The organism is Phaeobacter sp. PT47_59 (assembly GCF_028890025.1).
Lineage (GTDB): Bacteria > Pseudomonadota > Alphaproteobacteria > Rhodobacterales > Rhodobacteraceae > Phycobacter.
Genome location: NZ_JARCJL010000007.1, coordinates 19,032 through 43,340, shown reverse-complemented (window position 1 = coordinate 43,340; position 24,309 = coordinate 19,032). Strand labels below are relative to the sequence as shown.

The window sequence follows — 24,309 nt, the reverse complement described above, 5'->3', positions numbered from 1 at the left end:
ATCGCCTAAATCATGCCCATGAAACGACCGATCCTGATCCACCCCGATCCCCGCCTGAAAAAGGTCTGCGTGCCTGTGCCTGATGTGTCGGACGAGCTGCGCGTGCTGGCCGATGACATGCTGGAAACCATGTATGCCGCACCGGGTATCGGCCTGGCCGCGCCGCAGGTGGGTATCCTGCAGCGAGTGATCGCGATGGATTGCGTCAAGGAAGGTGAGGGCGATGCGCGCCCCCTGGTGATGTTCAACCCCGAGGTCGTCGCCTCCTCCGAGGAAACCAACGTCTACGAGGAAGGCTGCTTGTCGATCCCCGAGCAATACGCCGAGGTGACCCGCCCCAAAGAGGTGCAGGTCAAGTGGATCGACCGCGACGGGCATGAGCAGAGCGAGACCTTTGACGGGCTTTGGGCGACCTGCGTGCAGCATGAGATCGACCATCTGAACGGCAAGCTGTTCATCGACTACCTGAAACCGCTGAAGCGGCAGATGATCACCCGCAAGATGCAAAAGCTGAAACGCGAGCGCGCGCGGGAGCAGTAAACCCCCGCCCGCAGCGCCAGATGAGGGGCTTGCCCATGGCCGTTCTGCCGATCCTGAAATGGCCCGATCCAAGGCTGGTGCAGCACTGCGCGCCGGTGGAGCAGGAGCACCTCGACGATCTGATCGCGGATATGTTCGACACCATGTATGCCGCCAATGGCCGGGGCCTTGCCGCGCCGCAGGTGGGGGTGATGAAGCGGCTTTTCGTGATGGATTGCACCTGGAAAGAGGGTAAGCGCTCCCCGATGGTGATGATCAACCCGTCGATCATGGCGGTGGAGCGCGTGCCGGTCACGATGGAGGAAGGCTGCCTGTCGATCCCCGGTGTCATGGTCCCGGTTGAACGCCCCGTGGCTGTCACCGTGCAATGGACCGCCGCCGAAGGGGATATTCACATGGCCGATTTCGACGGCTTCGAGGCGCGCTGCATCCAGCATGAATTCGACCATCTGAACGGCACCCTGACCCTTGATCACCTTGATCCGGCGGCCCGTGCTGCGGTCGAAGCCGAATACTCCGCCCTGAAAGGGACCACAGAATGACCGTCCGCCCCTGCCTGCCCTGGCCCGACAAACGCCTGCGCACCCGCGCCGAAGAAGTGACCGAGATCACCGACGAGATCCGCCAGATCTGGCAGGACATGATCGACACGATGGAGGCGATGCCGGGCGTCGGCCTTGGCGCCAACCAGATCGGCGTGATGCTGCGCCTTGCCGTCGTCGATGGCTCGACCGAGCGCGGCAAGGCGGTGCGCATGGCCAACCCCGAGATCCTGCATGCCTCCACCCAGCTGCGCGAACATGACGAGGCTTCGCCCAACCTTCCTGGCGTTTCCGCCAAGGTGAAACGCCCCCGCGCCGTCACCGTGCGCTACATGGATGAGAGTGGCGAGATCACCGAGCGCGACTTCGTCGGGATCGAGGCGACCTCCGTGCAGCACCAGATCGACCACCTGGACGGCAAGCTCTATATCGATCGGCTCAGCAAGGTGAAGCGTGACATGCTGATCCGAAAATCCAAGAAACTGACCGGCTAATGGGGGGATAGGGCCATGCGCGTCATCTTTATGGGAACGCCCGAGTTTTCCGTGCCGGTGCTGGATGCGCTGGTGGATGCGGGGCATGACATCGCCGCCGTCTATTGTCAGCCGCCGCGCCCGGCGGGCCGCGGCAAGAAGGACCGCCCGACGCCGGTTCACGCACGGGCCGAGGCGCTGGGTCTTGAGGTGCGCCACCCGGTCTCCCTGAAAGGGGCCGAGGAACAGGCGGAGTTTGCAGCCCTTGAGGCGGATGTGGCCGTGGTGGTGGCCTATGGGCTGATCCTGCCGCAGGCGGTGCTGGATGCGCCTAAGCATGGCTGCCTCAATATCCACGCAAGCCTGCTGCCGCGCTGGCGCGGCGCGGCGCCGATCCACCGGGCGATCATGGCGGGCGATGCGGAGACCGGCATCTGCATCATGCAGATGGAGGCGGGGCTGGACACGGGGCCGGTTCTGTTGCGCCAGGCGACGCCCATTGGCGCCGAGGAGACCACCGCCCAGTTGCACGACCGCCTGTCCGACATGGGGGCCGGTCTGATCGTGGAGGCCCTGGCGCTGCTGCCTGACCTCACGCCGGACGTGCAGCCCGAAGAGGGCGTCACCTATGCCTCCAAGATCGACAAGGGCGAGGCCCAGATTGACTGGAGCCAACCGGCCGAGGAGGTGGACCGCAAGATCCGTGGCCTGTCGCCCTTTCCCGGCGCCTGGTGCGAGGTCGACGGCCAGCGGGTGAAACTTCTGGCCTCGCGTCTTGCCGACGGCAGCGGTGAGGCGGGCGAAGTGTTGAGTGACAGCCTGACCGTCGCTTGCGGCAGCGGCGCGGTGGAACTGCTGCGCTTGCAAAGAGCAGGCAAAGGCGCGCAGGACCGGGATGTCTTCCTGCGCGGCTTCCCGGTGGCAAAGGGCACGCGCCTGTAATCGGCGCGCGATATTGCGCGCACTCTCTTTTCTTTGCAGGGCCGGGATGCGATCCTGTCCCTGTTTCGCCGTGTTGTTGGAGGAAATGAGATGCCCATTGTCGCGCTTATCATCATCGGGGCCGCTGCCGGTTTCCTGGCCACGCGGCTGATGCGGATCGAGGCGGATATCATCACCACCGTGGCCATCGGAATGGCGGGCGCCGTGATTGGCGGGCTGGTGCTGCGTACGCTTCTTGCGGTGATGGGGATGCTGTCGGGCTTTGTCGGCGCGGTGCTTGGCGCCCTGGCACTGATCTGGATCTGGCAGAAATATTTCCAGAAGTAAGGGCCTTAACCGCGCGGCGGGCGGCTTTTGTAGACGGGCAGGTGCCAGCCAAAGGCGATGGAGCCTGCGCGCAGGGCCCAGCAGACCACCGCACAGGCCAATAGGGCCGGGCCCGTTTCCAGCCCCATCCAGATCGCGGTGACAGCGGTGATCGCCCCTGCCATCGCGCAGGAGATGTACAGCTCGCCCTGTTTCAGAACCAGTGGCACCTCGTTGCAGACCACATCGCGCATCAGCCCGCCCAGTGATCCGGTCGCCATGCCCATCAGCACCACGATCACCGGCGGTTTGCCCATGGCGATGGCCGCGCCGGTGCCTGCCGGAACCGCAACTGCCAGGGCAAAACTGTCGAGCCAGATCACCCATTTCATCCGGCTTTCCACCAGATGCGCGGTGACAAAGACCACTCCGGCGGCACCGGTTGCCAGAAGGATGAAATTGGGATCATCCACCCAGAACACCGGGTGACGGTCCAAAAGGAGGTCCCGCACCGTGTCGCCACCCACCGCCGTGAGGCAGGCCACGAAGGCAAAGCCGACGATATCAAGCTGCGCCCGGCTGGCCACCAGCGCGCCAGTGAGGGCAAAGACCAGAACCGAAGCATAATCAAGCAGCGTCAGGACTGTCATGGGCTGCTCTCCGGGAGACTAATCAGGCCGACTTGCGTTTGCCGGGTTTGAAGGGCGCCATGCCCGCGCGGGCCAGCTCATCGGCGCGCTCGTTCTCGGGGTGGCCTGCGTGGCCCTTGACCCATTCCCAGGTCACATCGTGCTGGTGCTGTGCCGCATCCAGGCGCTGCCACAGCTCGGCGTTCTTCACCGGTTTCTTGGCGGCATTCTTCCAGCCGTTCTTCTTCCAGCCGAAGATCCAGCCGGTGATGCCGTTCTTCACATAGTTGCTGTCGGTGACCACGGTGATCTTGCTGGGGCGGCTCAGGCTTTCCAGCGCATTGATCGCCGCCAGCAGCTCCATCCGGTTGTTGGTGGTTTCCGGTTCGCCGCCCTGGAGTTCGCGCTCCTTGACGATGTCACCGCCCTCCATCGCGCGCAACAGAACGCCCCATCCTCCGGGGCCGGGATTTCCGGAGCAGGCTCCGTCGGTATATGCAAAAAGTTCAGCCATGCGCGGTCATTACTACGAAGGTTTCCTCTCCGCCAGCCAGACCTTCGCCATTTCCCTTGCGGCTGCGCGATACGGTGAACCCGGCCTTGGTCAGCAGCTGCCGCAGCTCGTCTTCGCCGTAGTAGGCGTAAAACCGGCCAAGCGAATCGCGCGCCTCTCCGCCGCCCAGCTTGATGCCGATGCTAAAGATTCCCCCCGGTTTCAGGGCGCGTTTGATGCGGGCAAGTTCAGCCGGGAAACCGGCGCGCGGCACATGCAGCAGGCTGAAATTGGCCCAGATCCCATCGTATTGCCCCATTGCATCCAGCGCCTCAAAAGGGCCGACCGTGACCTCCAGCCCGTAAGCCGCGCGGGCATGATCGGCCATCTCTGCTGAGGCATCCAATGCCTCGGCCTGATAGCCATCATCGCGCAGGCGCGCGGCCCAATGGCCCGGACCGCAGCCCAGATCCAGCACACGCGCGCCCTCAGCCAGCCGTTCGGTGAAGGCAGTATAGTCCTCCTCCTGGTCGGTGTCCTTGCTGCGGGCAAAGCCCTTGGCATAATCCGCAGCCGCACGGGCATAGACCGCAAGTGTTTCCTGATCGCTCAAATGTATACTCCGACAGAGAGGGACAGCAGCACCACTGCCGTCAACAGCAGGCGCAGCCGCATCCACCAGGGGGGTGTCAGCTCCCAGACATGGAATATGAGATCCAGCAGCAGCAGACCGGCAAAGCCATAGATCAGGTTCTTGGCTGCCACCTCGGGGCCTCCCCCGGTCATGAGAAAGGCCCATATGGCCGGGATGACCGACAGCACATAGCCAAGCGCGGCCTGGGCGCCATTGGTCCTGGTGGCAAATCCCCACAGGACGCCCGACATGAAGCTGAGGATGACCGAGCCGTAGAACAGCCCCACATAGGGGCCAACGAAACGCGGCCCCAGATTGGCGGCGCCCCAGGCCTGCAGCTCCGGGCGCAGCACCGTGGCCGCGCCCCAGACAAAGGGGATCAGACCGGCAAGGCCCAGCACAAGCGGGACAAGGGGGATCCGGGTCATGCGCGCTCCAGCGCCAGCCGCGCGGCCAGGGCGGCAAAGATCGCCGCAAAGCTGCGGTTGAGCCATGTCAGCACCCGCTCCGATCCAAGGACCAGATCGCGGGCCTTGGCGGCAAAGAGCCCGTAAAGCACGAAGACAAGGAAGGTCATGGCCATGAAGATCCCGCCCAGAAGGGTCATCTCTGCGGTGGCGCTGGTGGGATCGCCAGAGAGGAAGGGCGGCAGCAGCGCCAGGAAAAACACCGAAAGCTTGGGGTTGAGGATATTGATCAGGGCGCCGCGCCGGGCAATGCGCAGCCCCGGCTGGGCGCGGGTTTCGGAGGTGATCGCCAGCGCGCCGCCTGATTTCAGCGCCTGCCAGGCAAGGAACAGAAGATAGGCAACACCTGCGAATTTCACCAGCTGGAACAGAACCGCCGAACTGTGCATCACCGCCGCCAGTCCCAGCGTGGCGGCGGCCAGGTGGGGCAGGATCCCGAGCGTACAGCCAAAGGCCGCCCAGATCGCGGCGCGTGCGCCCTGACCAAGGCCCAGAGCCAGCGTGTAGATGACCCCGGTGCCGGGCGCGATGACCACCACCAGGGCGGTGATCAGGAATTGTAGAGAAATCATCCAAGGCCTCCTGTTTTCGCGCGGGGCGCGGTCCACCTTGTGGTAGCACGGCAGGCGCGTTCAGGGGAGTCTTAGGCTATCCGATACCGACAGTTGCTCGGCTCAGGCCGGGGTGCGCAAGACGCGGGGCACCTTGAATTCGACCCGCTCCACGGCGGTCTCTACGATCTCCACCGTCACGTCAAACCGGCTGCGGAAGGCGTCGATCACCTCGTTGACCAGTAGTTCCGGTGCCGAAGCCCCGGCGGTGATGGCGACACTCTTGATGCCATCCAGGGCGCGCCAGTCGATGTTTTCGGCCCGCTGCACCAGCTGCGAATAGGCGCATCCTGCCTTGGCGCCCACTTCGACCAGACGGCGCGAGTTGGAAGAGTTGGGGGCGCCCACGACCAGCAGCGCGTCGGATTTGGGAGCGACCGCCTTCACCGCTTCCTGCCGGTTGGTGGTGGCATAGCAGATGTCTTCCTTGTGCGGTCCGACGATCTTGGGGAAACGCGCCTCAAGCGCGGCGACGATGTCCTTGGTGTCATCCACCGACAGGGTGGTCTGGGTGACATAGGCCAGGCGGCTTGGGTCGCGCACCTCGACGGTGGCGACATCATCCGGGGTTTCCACCAGCAGCACCTCGCCCTCGGGCAGCTGCCCCATGGTGCCGATGGTTTCGGGGTGGCCCTTGTGGCCGATCATGATCATCTGAAGGCCAGCCTCCGCGTGGCGCTGAGCCTCGATATGCACCTTGGAGACCAGCGGGCAGGTGGCATCCACATAGACCATCCGGCGCTGTTCGGCCTCGGCGGGGACCGATTTAGGCACCCCGTGGGCGGAAAAGATCACCGGGCGGTCCTGCGGGCATTCCTCCAGTTCCTCAACAAACACGGCGCCCTTGGCGCGCAGCCCGTCCACCACGTATTTGTTGTGCACGATCTCATGGCGCACATAGACCGGGGCGCCCCATTTCTCGAGCGCCATCTCGACGATCTTGATCGCCCGGTCCACCCCGGCGCAGAACCCGCGCGGCGCGGCAAGATAAAGGGTGAGGGCCGGTTTGCGGGCCGCATCGCTGTCGGCCTGCTGATCAAAGGGCATCTCTTGGGTCGTCATGGCGCATCTCCTTGCAGGGCAGAGGTAGGGTGTTCCGCCTGCAAGGTCCAGAGGCAGGAGAAATCCGCGCCTTTCGTGCCAGCCCCTAGAACCGTGCAAGGCCCAATGCCCGGGACGTGGTGAATGTCCGGCCGACTGGGGGCAGTCGGGAAAAATGACGGAATATTAACCCGATGGCGCCATGTTTTTCGGCAAAGGGGCGGCTTCGCTCGCGCGGTTTACGCATGGGTGCGCGAAGGATCCTCTGATCAGATTTAGGCAACAGCCCGGTTTTTAGGGCCCGTGGTATGGTTTGGGGGCCGCAGTGGCGGAGGCAACGAAGGCACAGAACAGCAGCCGCGTTCTTGAACGCAGCGCGATGGAAGACAATATGGATCGCCGATTCCGGACCGTCCGGAGCACGGCGGTTCTTGTCGTGGTGCTCAGCCTCATGTGGGCGGTGTTTGGTGCCTACCTGGGAGAGCCTGCGCTTATCGGCAATGCACTGGTGGCCGGGTTCGGTTCGGCGACCGCCTGGTTCCTGGTGCAGACACGCCACAAGATGGTGGCGCGGCTGATCTGGTATACGACCGGTCTGTTTGCGGTGCTGGGGGCGGTCTTTACCCTGCATCCGGCCAGCAATGCCGAGATGATGTTCGTGGCGCTTCTGGGCGGGCCATTCATGACTTTTTCCCTGAAGCGGGAGAAACCGATCATCATCGGGCTGATCGTCGGCATTCTCTGCGCCTGGATCGCGACGCGGATTGTCGGCCACGACTACTTTGGCCCGCCGGTCTTTGATGAGGCCTTCTCGCGCAGCTATCTGTCCCTTCCGGTCATGCTGACCATCTTCGGGATCATCATGATCGAGATGATGGCCTTCGGGCAGTTGACCGATTCCTACAGCGAGGAACTGTGGCGCGCGCATCAGAAAGAGCGCAAGGCCAACCGCGCTAAGAGCGAATTCCTGGCCGCCATGAGCCATGAAATCCGCACGCCGATGAACGGCGTTATCGGCATGGTCGAGATTCTGGAGAACACCACGCTCAAGCCCGAGCAGCGGCGCATCCTGCATGCGATCAAGGAGTCCTCCTCGTCCCTGTTGTGGATTATCGACGACATCCTGGATGTGTCGAAGATCGAAGCGGGCAAGATGGAGCTTTCCAACGGGCCGATGCGTCTGCTTCCGGTGGTGGAAAGCGTCGCCGAAACCCTGCGGGCGCATGCGGATCAGCAGCGGGTCGAATTGTCTTTGTCGGTACAGGCCAGCATCCCCGATTCGATTCTGGGGGATGCGGGGCGGCTGCGGCAGATCCTGCTCAATCTCCTTGGCAACGCCATCAAGTTTTCCGCCCCGCAAGAGGGGGCGCCGACCGGAATCGTCAGCCTGAGGGTGGAAACCAGCGGCCCCGACTGGATCGAGTTCATCGTCGAGGACAATGGCATCGGCATGGATGCAGAGGTTCAAAAGGCGATCTTCCAGCCGTTCGAGCGTTCTGGCGATGTGGTGCGGCGGATGATTCAGGGCAATGGTCTGGGCCTGACCATCGTCAAGCAGCTTGCGGAGAAAATGCGGGGGGAAATCTCGGTCACCTCCACCCTGGGGCAGGGATCCGTCTTTACCCTGCGTCTGCCGGTAACCGATGCGACCGGTCCGCTGAAGTGTCTGAGCCTGACCGGGGTGCAGATCGTGGCCATGCTGCCGAAGGGCACGGATACCGCCAGCTGGTCCTCATGCGCGCTGGCGGCGGATTGCGATATCAAGTGGGTCTCCAATCGCGACGAATACCTGGCGCTTGCCCGCGCGGCGGGGCCGGAAACGATCTTTGTGTTGTCGGCGGCCCAGTCACAGGATCGCACCAGTGAATGGCTGCGTGCCCGGATCGAAGAGGAGCTGCCGGACCTGCAGGTGCTGATGCTCAGCCGGGATCGCACCGAGGTCACGGGAAGGCGCAGCGCGACGCGCTTTGCGGTTCAGGACATGCCGGTGCTGCCCAGCCACTTTTGGGACGGGATCGCCTATCTGTCGGGGCGCAAGGAGGCGCAGGAAGAGGCGCCGGACCGCCGCGCGGTGGACCGGGCGACGCCCAGTGAGATGCGCATCCTGGTGGCAGAGGACAATGAGATCAATCAGGCTGTCTTTGAATCGCAACTGGAGCTTTTGGGCTATTCCGCCGTGATCGTGCGGGACGGCCAGGAGTGCCTGAAGGCCTGGGAGAGCGGAGATTTCGATCTGGTTCTGACCGATTGCCAGATGCCGGTGATGGACGGGTTCGAGATGACCCGCCTGCTGCGGGAGGCCGAACAGCGCGATGGGCGCAGGCCGACGCCGGTGATCGCGGTGACCGCCAACGCGCTGGACGGCGAGGCGGACAAATGCCTGGCCTCAGGGATGGACGGGTATCTGGCCAAACCCGTCACCATCGCGGCGCTGGAGCAGATCCTGAATACCCATCTGCCGATGAGCGGAGGGGCGCGTTCGCTGGCGGGCTCGGATATTCCGCCCCGCGCGGCCCAGGGGTAGAAACAGGAAAAGGCGCCCCGAACTGCGAGGCGCCTTTTGTATCTGTCAGCTTGGGAGATCGAGGCCCATGCCCTGATCAGAACCCAGCCCCAGTCAGAACCCTGCCCCGATCAGGACGGAGAGGTCACTGCGGTGCGCTGTTCGCTGGGGAATTCGCGCGGCGGACGCCCGATCACGTCCTTCAGCTCTTCCAGCTCGATGAAGTTGTCGGCCTGGCGGCGCAACTCGTCCGAGATCATCGGGGGCTGGCTGCGGATGGTCGAGACAACCGAAACCCGCACGCCCTGACGTTGCAGGCTGGCAATCAGCGGCCGAAAATCGCCATCGCCCGAGAACAGCACGATATGATCGACGCGCGGGGCCAGTTCCATGGCGTCCACTGTCAATTCGATATCCATGTTGCCCTTGACCTTCCGGCGGCCCATGCTGTCCGTGTATTCCTTGGCCGGCTTTGTCACCATGGTGAAGCCATTGTAGTGCAGCCAGTCGACCAGGGGTCGGATCGGAGAATACTCGTCATTTTCCAGCAGTGCCGTGTAATAAAAGGCGCGCAACAGCTTTCCACGGCGCATGAATTCCTGCCGCAAAAGCTTATAGTCGATGTCAAAACCCAGCGCCTTTGCTGCTGCGTATAGGTTCGAACCATCGATGAACAGCGCGAGCCGTTCGTCTTTGTAAAACATTAAATTGTCCTTCCGATGTCACCGCGTCGCCAAGTGTACCGTGAGTGAATGCAAATATGCGGCGAAACGGGTGGACTTAATGTAAGTTATTTGCCATCCGCTGCAAGCAAAAGGATTATGGGAAACGATGCCAAAATGACCGTTATCCGGTCAAATGCGTTAATCGCACTGGGGGGGAATCTCACCCGGCACGACCTGCTGCCACAGGATATCCTTGCTGCGGCCGTTGCCGACCTTGCCGTCGAGGCGGGCGATTTGACCGCGGTGTCCCGGTTCTTTCGCACCCCGTGCTTTCCTGCCGGGGCGGGTCCAGACTATGTGAACGCGGTGGTTGAACTGGAGACAGATCTGTCCGCTTCGGCGCTCTTGGAGCGGTTGCACGGGATCGAGGCACGCCATGCGCGCAAGCGGGTGCAGCGATGGGGCATGCGCACGCTTGATCTGGATCTGTTGTCTTTCGATGACCGTGTGCTGCCCGATGCCAGGAGCTACGGCCACTGGCGCGACCTGCCGCTTGAGCGCCAGATGCAGGAGGCCCCGGATCAGCTGATTCTACCGCATCCGCGCCTTCAGGATCGGGCCTTTGTTCTGGTGCCCCTGTGCGACATTGCGCCGGGCTGGTGCCATCCGGTTCTGAAGAAAACCGCAGCGGAGATGCGCGATGCGCTGCCAAAATCGGAAATTGACAGTGTAATCGCGCTTTATTGACCCGATGCGCTCTTTTCTGCGCTTGTCAACAAAAACATATCGGCTTAGAAGTCTCCCTTCCGGACCCACTTATATTTTGGAGAGTCGCCCATGGCCCGCGTGACGGTTGAAGACTGCGTAGACAAGGTTCCCAACCGGTTTGAGCTGGTGATGCTGGCTGCCCATCGCGCCCGCGAGATTTCCGCCGGTTCGCCGATCACCGTGGAACGCGACAATGACAAGAACCCGGTGGTCTCCCTGCGTGAAATCGCCGAGGAAACTCAAAGCGCCGATGAACTGCGCGAGCGGCTGATCGAAAGCAACCAGACCCAGATCGAAGTCGACGAACCCGAAGAGGATTCGATGGCGCTTCTGATGGGGGCCGAAAACGACAAACCCACCGAGGACGACATGTCCGAGGAAAAACTGCTGCGCGCGCTGATGGAGGCCCAGGGCCAGGGCTAACCCGCGCAGATATCGCTACCTGAGGCTGCGGATCGGATATGACATCTCCCGAAATCTCCGCCGGAGATCTGATTGCTCTGGTCCGCAACTACAACCCGAAGACAAATGCCAAGCGCATTGCCGAGGCCTATGAGTTCGGCATGGAAATGCACGAGGGCCAGTTTCGTCATTCGGGTGAGCCCTATTTCACCCATCCCGTGGCGGTCGCCGCCATCCTGACCGAACAGCGCCTGGATGATGCCACCATCATCACGGCGCTTCTGCACGACACCATCGAAGACACCAAGGCCTCCTACGAGGAAGTCGCGCGCCGCTTTGGCAACGAGGTGGCGATGCTGGTCGATGGGGTGACCAAGCTCACCAATCTGCAGCTTTCGAGCCGGGAAACCAAGCAGGCGGAAAACTTCCGCAAGCTGTTCATGGCCATGTCCAAGGATCTGCGGGTGATCCTGGTGAAACTGGCCGACCGCCTGCACAACATGCGCACGATCAAGGCGATGCGCCCCGAAAAACAGGCCCAGAAGGCGCGCGAGACCATGGATATCTATGCGCCGCTGGCGGGCCGCATGGGCATGCAGTGGATGCGCGAAGAGCTGGAGGATCTGGCCTTTCGGGTGCTGAACCCCGAAGGCCGCCAGTCGATCATCCGCCGTTTTGTCACCCTGCAGCGGGAAACCGGCGATGTGATCCACCGGATCACCGGCGACATGCGCTCCGAGCTGGAAAAGGCGGGCATCGAGGCCGAGGTCTTTGGCCGCGCCAAGAAACCCTATTCGATCTGGCGCAAGATGCAGGCCAAGGATCAGGGGTTCTCGCGTCTTTCGGATATCTACGGCTTTCGCGTGATCACCCAGTCCGAGGATGACAGCTACCGCGCGCTGGGCGTCATTCACCAGCGCTGGCGGGCGGTGCCGGGCCGGTTCAAGGACTATATCAGCCAGCCGAAATCGAACGGGTACCGCTCGATCCACACCACCGTTTCGGGGCGTGACGGCAAGCGGGTCGAGGTGCAGATCCGCACCCGCCAGATGCATGACGTGGCCGAAACCGGCGTTGCGGCGCATTGGTCGTACCGGGATGGTGTGCGTTCGGAAAACCCCTTTGCGGTGGATCCGGCGAAATGGATTTCCTCGCTCACCGAACAGTTCGACGCCGAGGAGGATCACGATGAATTCCTCGAGGCGGTCAAGCTGGAGATGTATTCCGACCAGGTCTTCTGCTTCACCCCCAAGGGCGATGTGATCAAGCTGCCCAAGGGGGCGACCCCGATCGATTTCGCCTATGCGATCCATACGCGCATCGGTCACGCCTGCGTCGGCGCCAAGGTGGACGGCATCCGCGTGCCGCTGTGGTCGCGGCTGCGCAACGGTCAGTCGGTCGAGGTGATCACCGCCGAAGGGCAGACGCCGCAGGTCAGCTGGCTGGAGATCGCCACCACCGGTAAGGCCCGCACCGCCATTCGCCGCGCCCTGCGCGAGGCGGATCGGGCCCGGTTCGTGAAGCTGGGGCATGAATTGGCGCGCTCGGCCTTCGAACATGTGAACCGCAAGGCCACCGACAAGGCGCTGGAAACCGCCGCCCGCGCCCTGCGGGTCAGTAGCGTCGATGAACTTCTGGCGCGTCTCGGCGCGGCCGAGATCGTTGCCCATGATGTGGTGCAGGCGGTCTACCCCGATCTGACCGCCCACGAGAGCGATGAGATATCCATGCGCCGGGCGGTGATCGGCCTGGAGCCGGGGCAGAGTTTCGAGCGCGCGCCCTGCTGTCAGCCGCTGCCGGGCGAGCGGATCATCGGGATCACCTACCGGGGCCAGGGCGTTGTCGTGCATGCCGCCGATTGCGACCGCTTGGGCGAATATGAGGACCAGCCGGAACGCTGGGTCGATGTGCATTGGCACAGTGGCACCCACCCGGCGGTCTACAGCACGACGCTGGAAATGATCATCGGCAATGACGCGGGGGTCCTGGGGCGAATTTGCACATTGATCGGCGAGAAGAAGGCCAATATCTCGGACCTGGAATTCGTCGACAGGAAACCAGACTTTTACCGACTTATGATCAACGTGGAACTGAGGGACGTGGAGCAGCTCCACTCCCTCATGTTGACACTCGAGGCGGAAAGTGATGTCGCCGAAGTGGTGCGGTTCAGGGATAAGCCGGTGAACCGCGCGATTCCGGGATAGTGGTTCGGCTGGAACTGGGAAGGACGCAGACCGTTGGTATTCAGGCGCCGGGACAGACGTCCGCCCCTTCGTGCGGTTGCGGATTTTTTCTGGCCCCGTGGCGGCTGGACCCGGGCTTTTCACTACGTCAAACACCGCGTCCGCAGGCTGCCCGATTCGCCTGAACGGATCGCGCGCGGGGTCTGGGCCGGGGTCTTCACCACCTTCACGCCGTTTTACGGCATGCATTTCGTCGTCGCCGCGCTCATTGCCCGGCTGATGAATGGCAATATCCTGGCCGCTCTCAGCTCTACCTTCTTTGGCAATCCGCTGACCTATGTGCCTATCGGTGTGGCTTCGTTGCAGACCGGACATTGGCTGTTGGGCACGGAATTCGACGAAGATGTCGACAAATCCCTGGTCGGCAAGTTCCTCGCGGCGGGCCATGACCTGAAAAGCAACCTCTTTGCCCATTTCACCGGCGACCCGGTGGATTGGCATGGGTTGAGCCTGTTCTATAACGAGGTCTTCTATCCCTATATGGTTGGCGGCCTCATTCCCGGTGTCATCACCGCCACGGTCTGTTACGTGATCAGCCTGCCTCTGATCCGTGCTTATCAGCAGCGCCGCCGGAGCAAGATCAAGGCCAAGTTCGAAGAGATCAAACGCCGGGCGGCTCTGGAAGGGGTCAAACCGCAAGAGGCGCCGGTGAAGAAGGGGCTGAAGACCAGCCTCAAATCCTCGCTTGGGGCGCGGGTCAAGCGCCGGGCCGACTGACCGCCCTTTGTTTCGCGGGCGGGTGAAAACGGGGTTGCCCCTGTCGATTGCCCGTCTAGTCTCTGGCGCAGGACAACCCTATCAGGATCAGGGATCATGGCAGAGACAAAGGCAGACAACCGGCTGCGGCTGGGTGTGAACATCGACCACGTGGCGACCGTGCGCAATGCCCGTGGCGGCGACAACCCGGACCCGGTGCGCGCCGCGCTGCTGGCGCAGAACGCAGGCGCCGACGGGATCACCGCGCATCTGCGTGAAGACCGCCGCCATATCATCGACAGTGATATCGACGGCATGATGAAGGTGCTGCGCGCGCCCCTGAATTTCGAGATGGCCGCAACCGAAGAAATGCAGGGCATCGCCCTGCGCCATAAGCCTCATGCGGTCTGCCTGGTGCCCGAACGGCGCGAGGAACGCACCACCGAGGGCGGGTTGGATGTGGCCGGAAACGACAATGCCCTGGCCAAGTATATTACGCCCCTGGGGGATGCGGGCTGCCGTGTTTCCATGTTCATCGCCGCCGACAGGGCGCAGGTCGAGGCGAGCCACCGCATTGGCGCTCCGGTGATCGAACTCCACGCAGGCGCCTATGCCGATGCCTGGGCCGAAGGGCGCTGGGATGCGCGCGATGCGGAACTGGCCAAGATCACCGAGATGGCCGCCTATGCCCATGAGCTGGGCCTGGAGGTCCATGTCGGCCACGGTCTGACCTATGACAGCGTCGGTCCCATTGCAGCCCTGCCGCAGGTGAAGGAGCTGAACATCGGCCACTTCCTGATGGGAGAGGCGATGTTTATCGGCCTGCCTGCCGCCATCGCCGAAATGCGCCGCCTGATGGATGCCGCCCGCAGCGGAGCGGAGACATGAACCTCAAGCGTTTCAGCATCGTTTATGTGGTCACGGCTCTTGCCCTGATCGCCATCGTCTCTGTCGTGCAGGCCGTTCTCGGTTTTCGTATCGCCAATGGCGGGATGAGCATCATCCCTGCCATCGTTGCCGGTATGATCGAAGGGCAGCGCTATGCCCGGGCCCACCGCGCGCTGCCTGAAGGCGCAGACATGTGGCGCTTTGCCAAGGCTGCGGCGCTGGTGATCCTTGGCCTGTCGCTGGTCTTTGCCGTGGTGTTCAGCCTCATCATGCCAGACCTGCGTCAGATGATGAGCGATCCGGTCGGGGCCAGCGTTCTGTTCGCGGGATCCCTGCTGCAGGCGGCTCTTGGCCTGGTGCTGGTGCGGTTCTTCGTCGGTATGGGCGCGAAATCCCAACTGACCGCGATCCGCAAGCAGGAGGAGCGGGAGTGATCCCGGCCACAGGCCCATGATCCTTGGCATCGGCACCGATCTTGCCAACATAGAGCGGATCCAGCGCACGCTGGACCGGTTCGGGGATCGGTTTCGCAACCGGGTCTTCACCGAGGTGGAGCAGCGCAAATCCGAACGCCGTCGTGATGTGGCGGGCACCTATGCCAAACGCTGGGCCGCCAAGGAAGCCTGCTCCAAGGCGCTGGGCACCGGGTTGCGCATGGGGATCGCCTGGAAGGACATGTCGGTCAGCAACCTACGCACCGGCCAGCCGGTGATGCATGTGACCGGCTGGGCGGCGGACCGCCTGGCACAGATGACCCCGCCCGGCCATGAGGCGGTGATCCATGTGACTTTGACCGACGATCACCCCTGGGCGCAGGCCATGGTACTGATCGAAGCGCGGCCCATTGCTGATCCAGGGCGCGAATCCGGCGCGGAAGCTTGACTTACCCCCTGTCGGCCCGCATGTAGCCCCGGACTCAATGCCATTACACCGGAGAGCCCGATGACGGCCAAACACCATGCCGGACATTCGATCCTTGAGACGATCAAGACCATTGTCTACGCGCTGCTGATTGCGGGCGTCTTTCGCACGCTGTTCTTCCAGCCCTTCTGGATTCCCTCCGGCTCGATGAAGGAGACGCTGCTGATCGGCGATTTCCTCTTCGTGAACAAGATGGCCTATGGCTATTCCTATGCCTCCTGTCCCAGCGTGCGCCTTGGGGTTGTCGGCCTTGATGTGGATGCCAGCGACATCTGCGGTTTCCTGGATGGCGAAAACACTCGCATCCTTGGCAGTGAGCCCGAGCGCGGCGATGTGGTCGTCTTCCGCCACCCGGTGACCGGCACCGATTTCATCAAGCGTCTTGTCGGCTTGCCCGGCGACCGGGTTCAGGTCAAGAACGGCGTGTTGCACATCAACGGCAGCGCCGTGGCCCTGCAGGATGCGGGCGAGTTCGAAGAGGTGATGGAGCGTCAGGGGCCGATGGGATCCTACCCGCGCTGTGAAAACGCGCCGGTGGGGCAGGGTGCGGCCTGCAAGAAATCCCGCCAGATCGAAACCCTGCCGGGCGGCACGCAGCATGCGGTCCTCAATATCGCCAATCAGGGGATGGATCACACCGGGGTCTACCTTGTGCCGGACGGGCATTACTTCTTCATGGGCGACAACCGCGACAATTCCAGCGACAGCCGCCTGCCGCAATCCGCCGGTGGCGTGGGCTTCGTGCCCTATGAGAACCTCATCGGTCGTGCGGATCGCATCATGTTCTCTTCCGCCGGGCGGTCGATGCTGTTCTTCTGGACCTGGCGCGGCGATCGTTTCTTCAAGGGCATCGAGTGAAGCTGTCCAAGGATATGCGCGCCCTTGAGGCGCGGATCGGCCATCAGTTCACCCGGCCCGATCTTCTGCTGCGCGCGCTGACCCATGCCTCGGTCTCTTCGCCGACCCGGCAGGACAACCAGCGGCTTGAGTTTCTCGGTGATCGGGTGCTGGGGCTGGTGATGGCCACGGCGCTGTTGGAGCATGACAAGGCTGCAAGCGAAGGCCAGCTGGCGCCGCGTTTCAACGCTTTGGTGCGCAAGGAAGCCTGCGCCGATGTGGCCCGTGAGATCGATCTGGGCGCCGTGCTGAAACTGGGTCGGTCGGAAATGATGTCCGGCGGACGGCGCAAGCAGGCGCTTTTGGGGGACGCGATGGAGGCGGTGATTGCCGCCGTCTACAAGGATGCAGGCTTTGAGGCCGCGCAGGCGATGATCCTGCGGCTGTGGGGGGATCGGATCGGTGCCGTCGAAGAGGATGCCCGCGATCCCAAGACAGCGCTGCAGGAATATGTGCAGGCCCGCCGCCAGAACCCGCCATCCTATGTGCAGATCGCCCGCGAAGGGCCCGATCACCAGCCGATCTTCACCATCGCGGTGCGGCTGGAGGACGGCACCGAAGAGCAGGCCTCTGCCGGGTCGAAACGCCAGGCCGAACAGGCCGCCGCCAAGGCCCTTTTGACACGATTGGAGCAAGACACATGACCACCCGCGCCGGATTCATTGCCCTGATCGGAGAACCGAACGCAGGCAAATCCACCCTGTTGAACCGCATGGTCGGGGCCAAGGTCTCGATCGTGACCCACAAGGTGCAGACCACCCGCGCCCGCATTCGCGGCGTGGCGATGGAGGGCGACAGCCAGCTTGTGTTTGTTGACACGCCGGGCCTGTTCAAGCCGCGCCGCCGTCTGGACCGTGCCATGGTTGCCGCCGCCTGGGGCGGGGCTGCAGATGCCGATGTGGTCGTCCTTCTGGTCGAGGCCCATCGCGGCGTCACCGAGGGTGTCGAGCGGATCCTGGAAGGTCTGGAAGAGATCGGACAGGGCCGCACCGTGGCGCTGGCGATCAACAAGATCGACAAGGTTCAGGCCGAGGATCTGCTGGCGCTGACCAAGAAGCTGAACGACGCCTACGCCTTTGCCGAGACCTTCCTGATCTCTGCCGAGCGTGGCCACGGGGTCGATGATCTGCGCCACTGGCTGGCCAATGAGCTGCCCGAAGGTCCCTGGCTTTACCCCGAAGACCAGATTGCCGATCTGCCGATGCGCATGATCGCGGCGGAAATGACCCGCGAAAAGCTGACCCTGCGCCTGCATCAGGAATTGCCCTACCAGCTGACCGTTGAGACGGTGAACTGGGAAGAGCGCAAGGACGGCTCCGCCAAGATCGACCAGATCATCTATGTGGTGCGTGACGGTCACAAGGGCATCGTGCTGGGCAAACGCGGCGAGACGATCAAGGCCGTCAGCCAGGCCGCCCGCGCCGAGCTGGAAGAGTTCCTGGACCGCAAGGTGCACCTGTTCCTGCAGGTCAAGGTGCGGCCCAACTGGCTGGAAGAGGCCGAGCGCTACTCGGAAATGGGGCTCGACTTCAAAGACGGAAACGCATGAGCCGCCTGACCGCCCGGTTCTGGGTCGATGCCTATCTGGCTCGCCTCAGGTTCCAGGAGATCCCCGCCTTCGTGACCGCCCATGGCGATGACACTGCGGGCGCGGTTCTGGTCAAGCTGAACACGCTGGATGGCCAGGCCGAAGCCTTTCACCGCTCCTACGATCTGATGAGCGGCGATCGCAAATGGGTCTCGCTGGCCGCCGGGGCAGAGAGGGATGTGGATGCCGCCATCGCCAAGCAGCGCGGCTTTGATCCCGACCTCTGGGTGATTGAGGTCGAGGATCGGCAGGGGCGGCACCTGCTGGATGAACCGGGGTTGGACTGACGGGACTTTTCCGGCTCAGGCAGACTGATCCGGGCGCAGGCAGGCCGGTTCAAAAAAGAACGAGAAGATCTTCTCATCCCGCAAGACGAAGGTGACAGCGCTGGTGCAGTTGCTGTCCGTCGTTGCCTGGCCGTTGAGCGTCGTGGCGTCGGAGCCGATGTGAACGCGGGTGAAGCTGCTGCTCGTATAGACCTGAAGATTGCGGAACCGCTGCTCCAGGGCGGCGGGAGAGATGTCTTTCTGGGTGTCGGGATGCAGGCGCGTGTAGGCCGCCTCGTAATTCTGCTGGCTCAGGATTTGAATGAACTCCTTGGCAAGGGCGCGTTCCTGTCTGCTGAAGAAGGACACCGCGCCGACGAACAGGAGAATGAGCAGGAATATCGTGCCGCAGATCTTGATGATCCACCCAAAGGCTTTCTTGATCAGGTTCATTTCAATTCATCCGTGTTGATGGTGGCATCCTTCCACAAGCCATCGTGAAATGGTAGCGGTTGTGGGGGAAGGGCAGGCTGAATTTATCGGTTGGACGAGGGAAGAGGCGCAGATGGACTGGCGCGATCACGGCATATTGTTGAGCCTGCGCCGCCACGGCGAAAGCGCCGCCATCATCGATGTCTTTACCGAAAGCCATGGCCGCCACGCCGGTGTGGTACGCGGCGGGGCCGGGCGGCGGATGGCGCCGATCCTGCAACCGGGGGCGCAGCTGGATCTGACCTGGCGGGCGCGGCTGGAGGAACATCTGGGCAGTTATCAGGCCGAGCCTTTGCGCAGCCGCGCGGCGGCGGCCCTGTCGGGGCGGCTGGCGCTGGCAGGCCTCAACGCGGTGACGGCGCTTCTGTCCTTTTGCCTGCCCGAACGTGAAGCCTATCCTGCGCTTTATGCCGGGACCGAGCAGCTTTTGGATCTGCTGGAGCAGGAGCAACTCTGGCCCTTGGCCTATCTCCATTGGGAAGTGGCTTTTCTGGAGGAGATGGGCTTCGGTCTGGACCTTGCAGCCTGTGCCGTCACCGGCTCCCAGGAGGGCTTGATCTATGTTTCGCCCAAGAGCGGGCGCGCGGTCTCCAAGGACGGCGCGGGGGATTGGGCAGATCGCCTGTTGCCATTGCCGCCGGTTCTGCTGGGACAGGGCGAAGCCGAAAACGGAGAGATCGCCCTTGCCCTGCGCACCACCGGGCATTTTCTGGAGCATCACCTGGCGCCCTCACTCGGCAACCGCCCCCTGCCAGAGGCGCGGGGGAGGCTTCTGGACCTGATCAGCCGCCTGCCGTGACGGCTCAGGTGCTGTGCGCTGTCGAGGGTGGCTCTTCAACCGTCCTCGTTTTTGATGAGCGTCGCGATCTTGGCGCCGATGGCCGCGCTGCCCCTGATCGACGGGTGAATGCGGTCCACCGCGTGAAAGCTGAGATCCCCATGCGGCACCAACCCGTCAAGCGAGAGGAAGAACAGACCTTCGGTTTCCTCTGCCAGCAGGGCGATGCGGCGGTCCAGCTCTTGTCCGTCTGTCTTGCAGTGATCGATGGGGGAGCCGCGCCCGGGGCTGCGCAGGTATCCGGTGTAGATTACGCGGGCGCCGGTTTCCCGTAGCTTTCTCATGAGATCGGGAATTGTGCCGCTCTGTGCATCCTCGGCGGCCAGACGATCCAGTTTGCGGGCGCAGGCGATGCAGCCGCAGCCAAGCCACAGATCGTTGCCGCCGCCATTGACCACGATCCAGTCCCAGTCACCGGCACGGAACTGTTTGCGGATGTTCAGCCCCGCAGCGCCGGTCAGCGGCAGCGGGTAGATCATCCGGGCCCCGATGACCGAGCGGTCCACGACCGGCTCTTTCAGGGCGTCTTCGATTGCATCGGATACCGCCTGCCCGGTGCCGCCATTCCAGGCCAGCATGGAATCCCCCATCACCAGAATGCGGGCCTCGGGCTTGCGCGCGGGTGCCTCACCGCAGCCGATGAGGGAAAACAGCGCAAAGAGGGCGATCAGGAACGGGCGCAAGAGGGTGGTCATCCTGAAAACCTATCGCCGGGCCGGCTGCAGGGGAACGGGAAACTGCACGCCTGCGGTCGGTCACAAAAAGAAGCCCGGCACAAAGGCCGGGCCAAGTCGGGGATGTCCCCGGGGAGTGATCGTTGAGAAGGGGGCCTTTAGGCCAACAGGCGACGCGCGATCACCTGGGCCTGGATTTCGGCGGCCCCTTCGAAAATGTTCAGGATCCGGGCATCGCACAGCACGCGGGAGATCTTGTACTCCAGCGCAAAGCCGTTGCCGCCGTGGATCTGCAGGCCGTTGTCGGCCGCCGCCCAGGCCACGCGGGCGCCGAGCAGTTTTGCCATGCCAGCCTCAAGGTCGCAGCGATGGCCGTGGTCCTTTTCCCAGGCCGAGAAATAGGTCAGCTGGCGGGCCACCATGATCTCGACAGCCATCATCGCCAGTTTCGACGACACGCGCGGGAAGTTGATCAGGGACTTGCCGAACTGCTTGCGGTCCTGGGCGTATTGCATCGCGATATCCAGCGCCGATTGCGCCACGCCAATGGCGCGGGCGGCGGTCTGGATGCGGGCGCTTTCAAAGGTCTCCATCAGCTGCTTGAAGCCCTTGCCCTCTTCGCCGCCCAGAAGGTTCTCGCCCTTGACCTTGAACCCGTCAAAGCCCAGCTCGTATTCCTTCATGCCGCGATAGCCCAGAACCTCGATCTCGCCGCCGGTCATGCCTTCGGTGGGGAAGGGGGTCTCGTCGGTGCCGGGGATCTTTTCCGCCAGGAACATGGACAGGCCGCGGTGATCGGTGGTGTTCGGATCGGTCCGCGCCAGCAGGGTCATCACATGAGTGCGCGCCGCATGGGTGATCCAGGTCTTGTTGCCGGTGATCTCATAGTCGCCCTCGGCATTCTTCACCGCGCGGGTGCGCAGGGAGCCAAGGTCGGAACCGGTGTTCGGCTCGGTGAAAACAGCGGTGGGCAGGATTTCGGCGCTGGCGATCTTGGGCAGCCAGTTGGCCTTCTGCTCGTCGGTGCCGCCTGCGATGATCAGCTCGGCCGCGATTTCGGAGCGGGTGCCAAGGCTGCCAACACCGATATAGCCACGCGACAGTTCTTCGGAGACCACGCACATCGATGCCTTGGAGAGGCCAAAGCCGCCAAATTCCTCGGGAATGGTCAGGCCGAAGACACCCATCTCGGCCAGCTCGTTGATGATCTCGATCGGGATCAGCTCGTCCTTGAGGTGCCATTCGTGGGCAAAGGGTTCGACCTTTTCCAGTGCATAGCGGCGGAACTGGTCGCGGATCATTTCCAGCTCTTCATCGAGGCCCGAGGCGCCGAACATGACCGACCCGGCCTGCTCCTGCATCAGCTCGACCAGGCGGGTGCGGGCGGCGTTGGAGTTGCCGTCGCGGCTCAGCGCCTGCACCTCGGCGGTGTTCAGCGCCGCTTCGGCCTCTGCGCCCAGACCAAGATCCTGCAGGCGGATGATCTCGCCCTGGTTCATCTGGATGCCGCCACGGATCTGCGCCAGGTATTCGCCAAAGGCGATCTGGTGGATCAGCTGCTCCATCTCGTTGAACTTGCTTTCGCCGTCCATGCGGGTGGCCCAGTTCTGCATCTGGCGCAGGCTGTAGACATATGTGGCCAGCCAGGACAGCCCGTGGGCCGCCGTCTGATGCTGTTCCACCAGCGCGCCGGAGACGCGGCCATCCGCCGTCACCAGATCGCGCACCGCGGTCTTGGCAGCCTCCAGAAGCTGGTCCAGAGGGGCAATCGTCGCTGCGGTCAATGTCAGCAGGTCGGGGAGTACAGTGGGCTTCATTTGCAAGTCCTGTCCGTCATGGGCCATGAATCACATCCTTCTTCGGTCGCTTGGTGGTAATCATTTCGCAGTTGCAGCGCAATAAAAATACGCCGCGATGCGGCATTTGGACCAAAAGTTTCGCGTTTATTTTGCCCGTGCAGCGGTTTGAAGCTGAGGCTATGAAGGGCCATGATGGATTTCTTTGCTGCATTTACACCTGAAGAACTGGTGGCCGCCTTTGGCGTTGCCCTTGTGGCGGGCACGGTCAAGGGGCTGGTCGGTTTTGCCATGCCGATGATTCTGGTCTCCGGGCTCAGCATGTTCATGTCGCCCGAGATCGCCCTTGCCGGCCTCATCCTGCCAACGCTTGTGACCAATGGCATGCAGGCGCTGCGCCAGGGGGTGGCGGCGGCGATGCAATCGATGAAGCGGTTTCGGCTGTTCCTGCTGGTCGGTCTGGTCTTCCTCTTGGCCAGCGCCCAGATGGTGCGGGTGCTGCCGCAACAGGTGATGCTGCTGATCATCGGCGTGCCTGTGTCGCTGTTCGCGCTGACGCAGCTGATGGGCAAGCAGCTGACCCTGTCCAGACCCACCCGCCGTTCCGAGGCGCTGGTGGGTGGTTTTGCCGGGCTGATCGGCGGCATGTCGGGCATCTGGGGGCCGCCGACGGTGGCCTATCTCACCGCGCTTGGCACCGAAAAGAGCGAGCAGATCCGGGTGCAGGGGGTGATCTACGGCATGGGGGCGGTGGCGCTCTTGTTCGGGCATATCGCATCCGGCGTGATGCGGGCGGAAACGGCGCCCTTCTCGGTGGCGCTGATCCTGCCAGCCGTCTTGGGCATGTGGGTCGGAGGACGTCTGCATGACCGTATCGATCAGGTGGCCTTCAGGCGGGTGACCCTGGTGGTGCTGCTGGTTGCGGGGTTGAATTTGCTGCGCCGTGCCTTGATGCTGTAGGCACAGCCCGCAAAGCCGGGCAGGTTTGGGCCGGACTAGTCATGCGGGGCAGAAGAGCGACATGGGCAATCGCCTGACGGCACATCAGCTGGCCCTTGGTTCCATCCTGGTTTCCCTGATCGTTCTGGGGATGAAGGTCATTGCCTGGTGGCTGACCGGCTCCATTGCGCTGTTTTCCGATGCATTGGAATCGCTGGTGAACGTGGGCGGTGCGGTGCTGGCTTGGTTCGCGGTGCGCTATGCCAGCCGTCCGCCGGATGCGGATCACCCCTTCGGGCACCACAAGGCCGAGTATTTCTCGGCGGTGACCGAAGGCATCATGATCATCATCGCGGCTTTCCTGATCCTGGAGCAATCCATCTATGCGCTGATGCGCCCGGTGTCGCCAGCCGAATGGGGCATGGCGGGGCTTTGGATCAATGCGGGCGCCATGGTGGCCAATCTCTTGTGGGCGCGGGTCCTGATCGGGCGGGGCGGCGTGTTGAAATCTCCGGCGCTGGTTGCGGGTGGGCGCCATCTGATGAGTGATGTCTGGACCTCTGCCGGGGTGCTGGTCGGCCTTGGCCTGGCGCTGTGGAGCGGCTGGAGCTGGCTGGATCCGGCACTGGCCCTGCTGGTGGCGCTCAATATCCTGCGCGAGGGCTACGCGGTGGTGGTGGCATCGGTGAACGGGTTGATGGATTCCGCTGCCCCGGCGGCAGAGCGCGAGGAAATCGAGGAGATCATCCACCGCTCGGCCGAAGGGGCGCTGCAGGTGCATGGGTTGAAGACCCGCCGCGCAGGCACGGCGCTGTTCGTGGAGTTCCACATGGTGGTTGCGGGCATGATGACGGTGCGCGCGGCACATGACATCTGCGACCGGGTCGAGGACGCGATCCGCGCCGAGCTGCCCGAGGCGAAGGTGAATATCCATGTGGAGCCAGAGCACAAGCTGGAAAAGACCGGCATCTCCCCGCGCTGAGGCGATTGCAATTCCCGTTCGGTTATCCTTTAACTCGCCCTATGGGGGAGAAGCGGATGGAGAATGCTGTATG

At 63.1% G+C, this 24,309-nt stretch carries 31 protein-coding genes; 20 read left to right on the top strand and 11 right to left on the bottom strand.

Going from position 1 to position 24,309, the window contains the following annotated elements:
* Positions 1-18 precede the first annotated feature (18 nt).
* The 5 genes from def (PXK01_RS08310) to PXK01_RS08290 all read left to right on the top strand — a co-directional run bounded on the left by def (PXK01_RS08310) (position 19) and on the right by PXK01_RS08290 (position 2,824).
* A complete protein-coding gene (def, locus tag PXK01_RS08310; RefSeq protein WP_274847661.1) occupies positions 19-540 on the top strand; it encodes a peptide deformylase in 522 nt (173 codons plus the stop codon).
* 35 nt (positions 541-575) lie between these two features.
* On the top strand, positions 576-1,082 hold the full coding sequence (gene def / locus PXK01_RS08305; protein ID WP_274859618.1) for a peptide deformylase: 507 nt from the start codon (positions 576-578) through the stop codon (positions 1,080-1,082).
* Entirely contained in the window at positions 1,079-1,576 is a 498-nt protein-coding gene (gene def, locus PXK01_RS08300) for a peptide deformylase (protein WP_274847663.1), read from the top strand. The genes def (PXK01_RS08305) and def (PXK01_RS08300) overlap by 4 nt, the downstream gene beginning before the upstream one ends.
* A 15-nt stretch (positions 1,577-1,591) precedes the next feature.
* Entirely contained in the window at positions 1,592-2,497 is a 906-nt protein-coding gene (gene fmt, locus PXK01_RS08295) for a methionyl-tRNA formyltransferase (RefSeq protein ID WP_274859616.1), read from the top strand.
* Between the two features lie 90 nt (positions 2,498-2,587).
* A complete protein-coding gene (locus PXK01_RS08290) occupies positions 2,588-2,824 on the top strand; it encodes a GlsB/YeaQ/YmgE family stress response membrane protein (protein ID WP_274847665.1) in 237 nt (78 codons plus the stop codon).
* A gap of 5 nt (positions 2,825-2,829) precedes the next feature.
* On the opposite strand, the gene PXK01_RS08285 is transcribed toward PXK01_RS08290, so the two are convergent.
* The 6 genes from PXK01_RS08285 to ispH form a co-directional block, all read right to left on the bottom strand.
* Entirely contained in the window at positions 2,830-3,453 is a 624-nt protein-coding gene (locus PXK01_RS08285; protein WP_274859615.1) for a trimeric intracellular cation channel family protein, read from the bottom strand.
* A 22-nt stretch (positions 3,454-3,475) separates the two neighbouring features.
* Positions 3,476-3,946, bottom strand: coding sequence for a ribonuclease HI (gene rnhA / locus PXK01_RS08280; protein ID WP_274847667.1), 471 nt, complete (start codon positions 3,944-3,946; stop codon positions 3,476-3,478).
* Complete coding sequence (locus tag PXK01_RS08275; protein WP_274859613.1) at positions 3,939-4,538, bottom strand: class I SAM-dependent methyltransferase; 600 nt, start codon at positions 4,536-4,538, stop codon at positions 3,939-3,941. The genes rnhA and PXK01_RS08275 overlap by 8 nt, the downstream gene beginning before the upstream one ends.
* The gene (locus PXK01_RS08270) at positions 4,535-4,987 is read right to left on the bottom strand and encodes a DUF3429 domain-containing protein (protein ID WP_274847669.1); all 453 of its coding nucleotides are present in this window, start codon (positions 4,985-4,987) and stop codon (positions 4,535-4,537) included. The genes PXK01_RS08275 and PXK01_RS08270 overlap by 4 nt, the downstream gene beginning before the upstream one ends.
* On the bottom strand, positions 4,984-5,598 hold the full coding sequence (locus PXK01_RS08265) for a LysE family translocator (RefSeq protein WP_274847670.1): 615 nt from the start codon (positions 5,596-5,598) through the stop codon (positions 4,984-4,986). Before PXK01_RS08265 ends, PXK01_RS08270 begins: the two co-directional genes overlap by 4 nt.
* 102 nt (positions 5,599-5,700) lie before the next feature.
* Positions 5,701-6,699: a 4-hydroxy-3-methylbut-2-enyl diphosphate reductase gene (gene ispH / locus PXK01_RS08260; protein ID WP_274847671.1), complete on the bottom strand. Its 999-nt coding sequence runs from the start codon at positions 6,697-6,699 to the stop codon at positions 5,701-5,703.
* Between the two features lie 370 nt (positions 6,700-7,069).
* On the opposite strand from ispH, the gene PXK01_RS08255 reads away from it, so the two are divergent.
* A complete protein-coding gene (locus PXK01_RS08255; protein WP_274859612.1) occupies positions 7,070-9,202 on the top strand; it encodes an ATP-binding protein in 2,133 nt (710 codons plus the stop codon).
* A 110-nt stretch (positions 9,203-9,312) separates the two neighbouring features.
* Here the strand turns inward: PXK01_RS08255 and PXK01_RS08250 are convergent, their stop codons facing one another.
* Positions 9,313-9,885 (bottom strand): LabA-like NYN domain-containing protein, encoded by a 573-nt coding sequence (locus tag PXK01_RS08250; protein WP_274847673.1) that lies wholly within the window; start codon positions 9,883-9,885, stop codon positions 9,313-9,315.
* A 135-nt stretch (positions 9,886-10,020) separates the two neighbouring features.
* Between PXK01_RS08250 and folK the strand changes: the two genes are divergently transcribed.
* The 11 genes from folK to PXK01_RS08195 all read left to right on the top strand — a co-directional run bounded on the left by folK (position 10,021) and on the right by PXK01_RS08195 (position 18,536).
* Entirely contained in the window at positions 10,021-10,593 is a 573-nt protein-coding gene (gene folK / locus PXK01_RS08245; protein WP_274847674.1) for a 2-amino-4-hydroxy-6-hydroxymethyldihydropteridine diphosphokinase, read from the top strand.
* Positions 10,594-10,683: 90 nt separating this feature from the next.
* Positions 10,684-11,037 carry a DNA-directed RNA polymerase subunit omega gene (rpoZ, locus tag PXK01_RS08240; protein ID WP_274847675.1) on the top strand — a complete coding sequence of 118 codons (354 nt, stop codon included), beginning with the start codon at positions 10,684-10,686 and terminating at the stop codon, positions 11,035-11,037.
* A gap of 38 nt (positions 11,038-11,075) precedes the next feature.
* Positions 11,076-13,220, top strand: a complete 2,145-nt coding sequence (locus tag PXK01_RS08235) for a RelA/SpoT family protein (protein ID WP_274847676.1) — start codon at positions 11,076-11,078, stop codon at positions 13,218-13,220.
* A 33-nt stretch (positions 13,221-13,253) separates the two neighbouring features.
* Positions 13,254-13,976 carry a DUF2062 domain-containing protein gene (locus PXK01_RS08230; RefSeq protein ID WP_274847677.1) on the top strand — a complete coding sequence of 241 codons (723 nt, stop codon included), beginning with the start codon at positions 13,254-13,256 and terminating at the stop codon, positions 13,974-13,976.
* A 96-nt stretch (positions 13,977-14,072) separates the two neighbouring features.
* A complete protein-coding gene (locus PXK01_RS08225; protein ID WP_274847678.1) occupies positions 14,073-14,843 on the top strand; it encodes a pyridoxine 5'-phosphate synthase in 771 nt (256 codons plus the stop codon).
* On the top strand, positions 14,840-15,277 hold the full coding sequence (locus tag PXK01_RS08220) for an ABZJ_00895 family protein (protein ID WP_274847679.1): 438 nt from the start codon (positions 14,840-14,842) through the stop codon (positions 15,275-15,277). Before PXK01_RS08225 ends, PXK01_RS08220 begins: the two co-directional genes overlap by 4 nt.
* Positions 15,278-15,293: 16 nt before the next feature.
* The gene (acpS, locus tag PXK01_RS08215; RefSeq protein WP_274847680.1) at positions 15,294-15,725 is read left to right on the top strand and encodes a holo-ACP synthase; all 432 of its coding nucleotides are present in this window, start codon (positions 15,294-15,296) and stop codon (positions 15,723-15,725) included.
* Between the two features lie 60 nt (positions 15,726-15,785).
* Positions 15,786-16,622 (top strand): signal peptidase I, encoded by an 837-nt coding sequence (gene lepB / locus PXK01_RS08210; protein WP_274859610.1) that lies wholly within the window; start codon positions 15,786-15,788, stop codon positions 16,620-16,622.
* Positions 16,619-17,305 carry a ribonuclease III gene (gene rnc / locus PXK01_RS08205; protein WP_274847682.1) on the top strand — a complete coding sequence of 229 codons (687 nt, stop codon included), beginning with the start codon at positions 16,619-16,621 and terminating at the stop codon, positions 17,303-17,305. The genes lepB and rnc overlap by 4 nt, the downstream gene beginning before the upstream one ends.
* Entirely contained in the window at positions 17,302-18,210 is a 909-nt protein-coding gene (gene era, locus PXK01_RS08200) for a GTPase Era (protein ID WP_274847683.1), read from the top strand. Before rnc ends, era begins: the two co-directional genes overlap by 4 nt.
* Entirely contained in the window at positions 18,207-18,536 is a 330-nt protein-coding gene (locus PXK01_RS08195; RefSeq protein WP_274859608.1) for a DUF1491 family protein, read from the top strand. The genes era and PXK01_RS08195 overlap by 4 nt, the downstream gene beginning before the upstream one ends.
* Before the next feature lie 15 nt (positions 18,537-18,551).
* Here PXK01_RS08195 and PXK01_RS08190 read toward each other — a convergent pair whose 3' ends face one another.
* Positions 18,552-18,968: a hypothetical protein gene (locus PXK01_RS08190; protein ID WP_274859607.1), complete on the bottom strand. Its 417-nt coding sequence runs from the start codon at positions 18,966-18,968 to the stop codon at positions 18,552-18,554.
* A 112-nt stretch (positions 18,969-19,080) separates the two neighbouring features.
* On the opposite strand from PXK01_RS08190, the gene recO reads away from it, so the two are divergent.
* On the top strand, positions 19,081-19,806 hold the full coding sequence (gene recO, locus PXK01_RS08185; RefSeq protein ID WP_274859605.1) for a DNA repair protein RecO: 726 nt from the start codon (positions 19,081-19,083) through the stop codon (positions 19,804-19,806).
* Positions 19,807-19,841: 35 nt separating this feature from the next.
* Here the strand turns inward: recO and PXK01_RS08180 are convergent, their stop codons facing one another.
* The 3 genes from PXK01_RS08180 to PXK01_RS08170 form a co-directional block, all read right to left on the bottom strand.
* The gene (locus tag PXK01_RS08180) at positions 19,842-20,540 is read right to left on the bottom strand and encodes an SGNH/GDSL hydrolase family protein (RefSeq protein WP_274859604.1); all 699 of its coding nucleotides are present in this window, start codon (positions 20,538-20,540) and stop codon (positions 19,842-19,844) included.
* A gap of 137 nt (positions 20,541-20,677) precedes the next feature.
* Positions 20,678-22,363 carry an acyl-CoA dehydrogenase family protein gene (locus tag PXK01_RS08175; RefSeq protein ID WP_274859603.1) on the bottom strand — a complete coding sequence of 562 codons (1,686 nt, stop codon included), beginning with the start codon at positions 22,361-22,363 and terminating at the stop codon, positions 20,678-20,680.
* Positions 22,333-22,509: a hypothetical protein gene (locus PXK01_RS08170; protein WP_274859602.1), complete on the bottom strand. Its 177-nt coding sequence runs from the start codon at positions 22,507-22,509 to the stop codon at positions 22,333-22,335. Before PXK01_RS08170 ends, PXK01_RS08175 begins: the two co-directional genes overlap by 31 nt.
* Before the next feature lies 1 nt (position 22,510).
* On the opposite strand from PXK01_RS08170, the gene PXK01_RS08165 reads away from it, so the two are divergent.
* The gene (locus PXK01_RS08165; protein WP_446728433.1) at positions 22,511-23,275 is read left to right on the top strand and encodes a sulfite exporter TauE/SafE family protein; all 765 of its coding nucleotides are present in this window, start codon (positions 22,511-22,513) and stop codon (positions 23,273-23,275) included.
* A 61-nt stretch (positions 23,276-23,336) separates the two neighbouring features.
* Positions 23,337-24,236: a cation diffusion facilitator family transporter gene (locus tag PXK01_RS08160; RefSeq protein ID WP_274847690.1), complete on the top strand. Its 900-nt coding sequence runs from the start codon at positions 23,337-23,339 to the stop codon at positions 24,234-24,236.
* Positions 24,237-24,309: the final 73 nt, after the last annotated feature.

What these genes read in the sequence shown, in the direction of transcription:
- def (WP_274847661.1), top strand. Translation starts at nt 19, where the DNA reads ATGAAACGACCGATCCTGATCCACCCCGATCCCCGCCTGAAAAAGGTC.
- def (WP_274859618.1), top strand. Translation starts at nt 576, where the DNA reads ATGGCCGTTCTGCCGATCCTGAAATGGCCCGATCCAAGGCTGGTGCAG.
- def (WP_274847663.1), top strand. Translation starts at nt 1,079, where the DNA reads ATGACCGTCCGCCCCTGCCTGCCCTGGCCCGACAAACGCCTGCGCACC.
- fmt (WP_274859616.1), top strand. Translation starts at nt 1,592, where the DNA reads ATGCGCGTCATCTTTATGGGAACGCCCGAGTTTTCCGTGCCGGTGCTG.
- PXK01_RS08290 (WP_274847665.1), top strand. Translation starts at nt 2,588, where the DNA reads ATGCCCATTGTCGCGCTTATCATCATCGGGGCCGCTGCCGGTTTCCTG.
- PXK01_RS08285 (WP_274859615.1), bottom strand. Translation starts at nt 3,453, where the DNA reads ATGACAGTCCTGACGCTGCTTGATTATGCTTCGGTTCTGGTCTTTGCC.
- rnhA (WP_274847667.1), bottom strand. Translation starts at nt 3,946, where the DNA reads ATGGCTGAACTTTTTGCATATACCGACGGAGCCTGCTCCGGAAATCCC.
- PXK01_RS08270 (WP_274847669.1), bottom strand. Translation starts at nt 4,987, where the DNA reads ATGACCCGGATCCCCCTTGTCCCGCTTGTGCTGGGCCTTGCCGGTCTG.
- PXK01_RS08265 (WP_274847670.1), bottom strand. Translation starts at nt 5,598, where the DNA reads ATGATTTCTCTACAATTCCTGATCACCGCCCTGGTGGTGGTCATCGCG.
- ispH (WP_274847671.1), bottom strand. Translation starts at nt 6,699, where the DNA reads ATGACGACCCAAGAGATGCCCTTTGATCAGCAGGCCGACAGCGATGCG.
- PXK01_RS08255 (WP_274859612.1), top strand. Translation starts at nt 7,070, where the DNA reads ATGGATCGCCGATTCCGGACCGTCCGGAGCACGGCGGTTCTTGTCGTG.
- PXK01_RS08250 (WP_274847673.1), bottom strand. Translation starts at nt 9,885, where the DNA reads ATGTTTTACAAAGACGAACGGCTCGCGCTGTTCATCGATGGTTCGAAC.
- folK (WP_274847674.1), top strand. Translation starts at nt 10,021, where the DNA reads ATGACCGTTATCCGGTCAAATGCGTTAATCGCACTGGGGGGGAATCTC.
- rpoZ (WP_274847675.1), top strand. Translation starts at nt 10,684, where the DNA reads ATGGCCCGCGTGACGGTTGAAGACTGCGTAGACAAGGTTCCCAACCGG.
- PXK01_RS08235 (WP_274847676.1), top strand. Translation starts at nt 11,076, where the DNA reads ATGACATCTCCCGAAATCTCCGCCGGAGATCTGATTGCTCTGGTCCGC.
- PXK01_RS08225 (WP_274847678.1), top strand. Translation starts at nt 14,073, where the DNA reads ATGGCAGAGACAAAGGCAGACAACCGGCTGCGGCTGGGTGTGAACATC.
- PXK01_RS08220 (WP_274847679.1), top strand. Translation starts at nt 14,840, where the DNA reads ATGAACCTCAAGCGTTTCAGCATCGTTTATGTGGTCACGGCTCTTGCC.
- acpS (WP_274847680.1), top strand. Translation starts at nt 15,294, where the DNA reads ATGATCCTTGGCATCGGCACCGATCTTGCCAACATAGAGCGGATCCAG.
- lepB (WP_274859610.1), top strand. Translation starts at nt 15,786, where the DNA reads ATGACGGCCAAACACCATGCCGGACATTCGATCCTTGAGACGATCAAG.
- era (WP_274847683.1), top strand. Translation starts at nt 17,302, where the DNA reads ATGACCACCCGCGCCGGATTCATTGCCCTGATCGGAGAACCGAACGCA.
- PXK01_RS08195 (WP_274859608.1), top strand. Translation starts at nt 18,207, where the DNA reads ATGAGCCGCCTGACCGCCCGGTTCTGGGTCGATGCCTATCTGGCTCGC.
- PXK01_RS08190 (WP_274859607.1), bottom strand. Translation starts at nt 18,968, where the DNA reads ATGAACCTGATCAAGAAAGCCTTTGGGTGGATCATCAAGATCTGCGGC.
- recO (WP_274859605.1), top strand. Translation starts at nt 19,081, where the DNA reads ATGGACTGGCGCGATCACGGCATATTGTTGAGCCTGCGCCGCCACGGC.
- PXK01_RS08180 (WP_274859604.1), bottom strand. Translation starts at nt 20,540, where the DNA reads ATGACCACCCTCTTGCGCCCGTTCCTGATCGCCCTCTTTGCGCTGTTT.
- PXK01_RS08175 (WP_274859603.1), bottom strand. Translation starts at nt 22,363, where the DNA reads ATGGCCCATGACGGACAGGACTTGCAAATGAAGCCCACTGTACTCCCC.
- PXK01_RS08170 (WP_274859602.1), bottom strand. Translation starts at nt 22,509, where the DNA reads ATGGCCCTTCATAGCCTCAGCTTCAAACCGCTGCACGGGCAAAATAAA.
- PXK01_RS08165 (WP_446728433.1), top strand. Translation starts at nt 22,511, where the DNA reads ATGGATTTCTTTGCTGCATTTACACCTGAAGAACTGGTGGCCGCCTTT.
- PXK01_RS08160 (WP_274847690.1), top strand. Translation starts at nt 23,337, where the DNA reads ATGGGCAATCGCCTGACGGCACATCAGCTGGCCCTTGGTTCCATCCTG.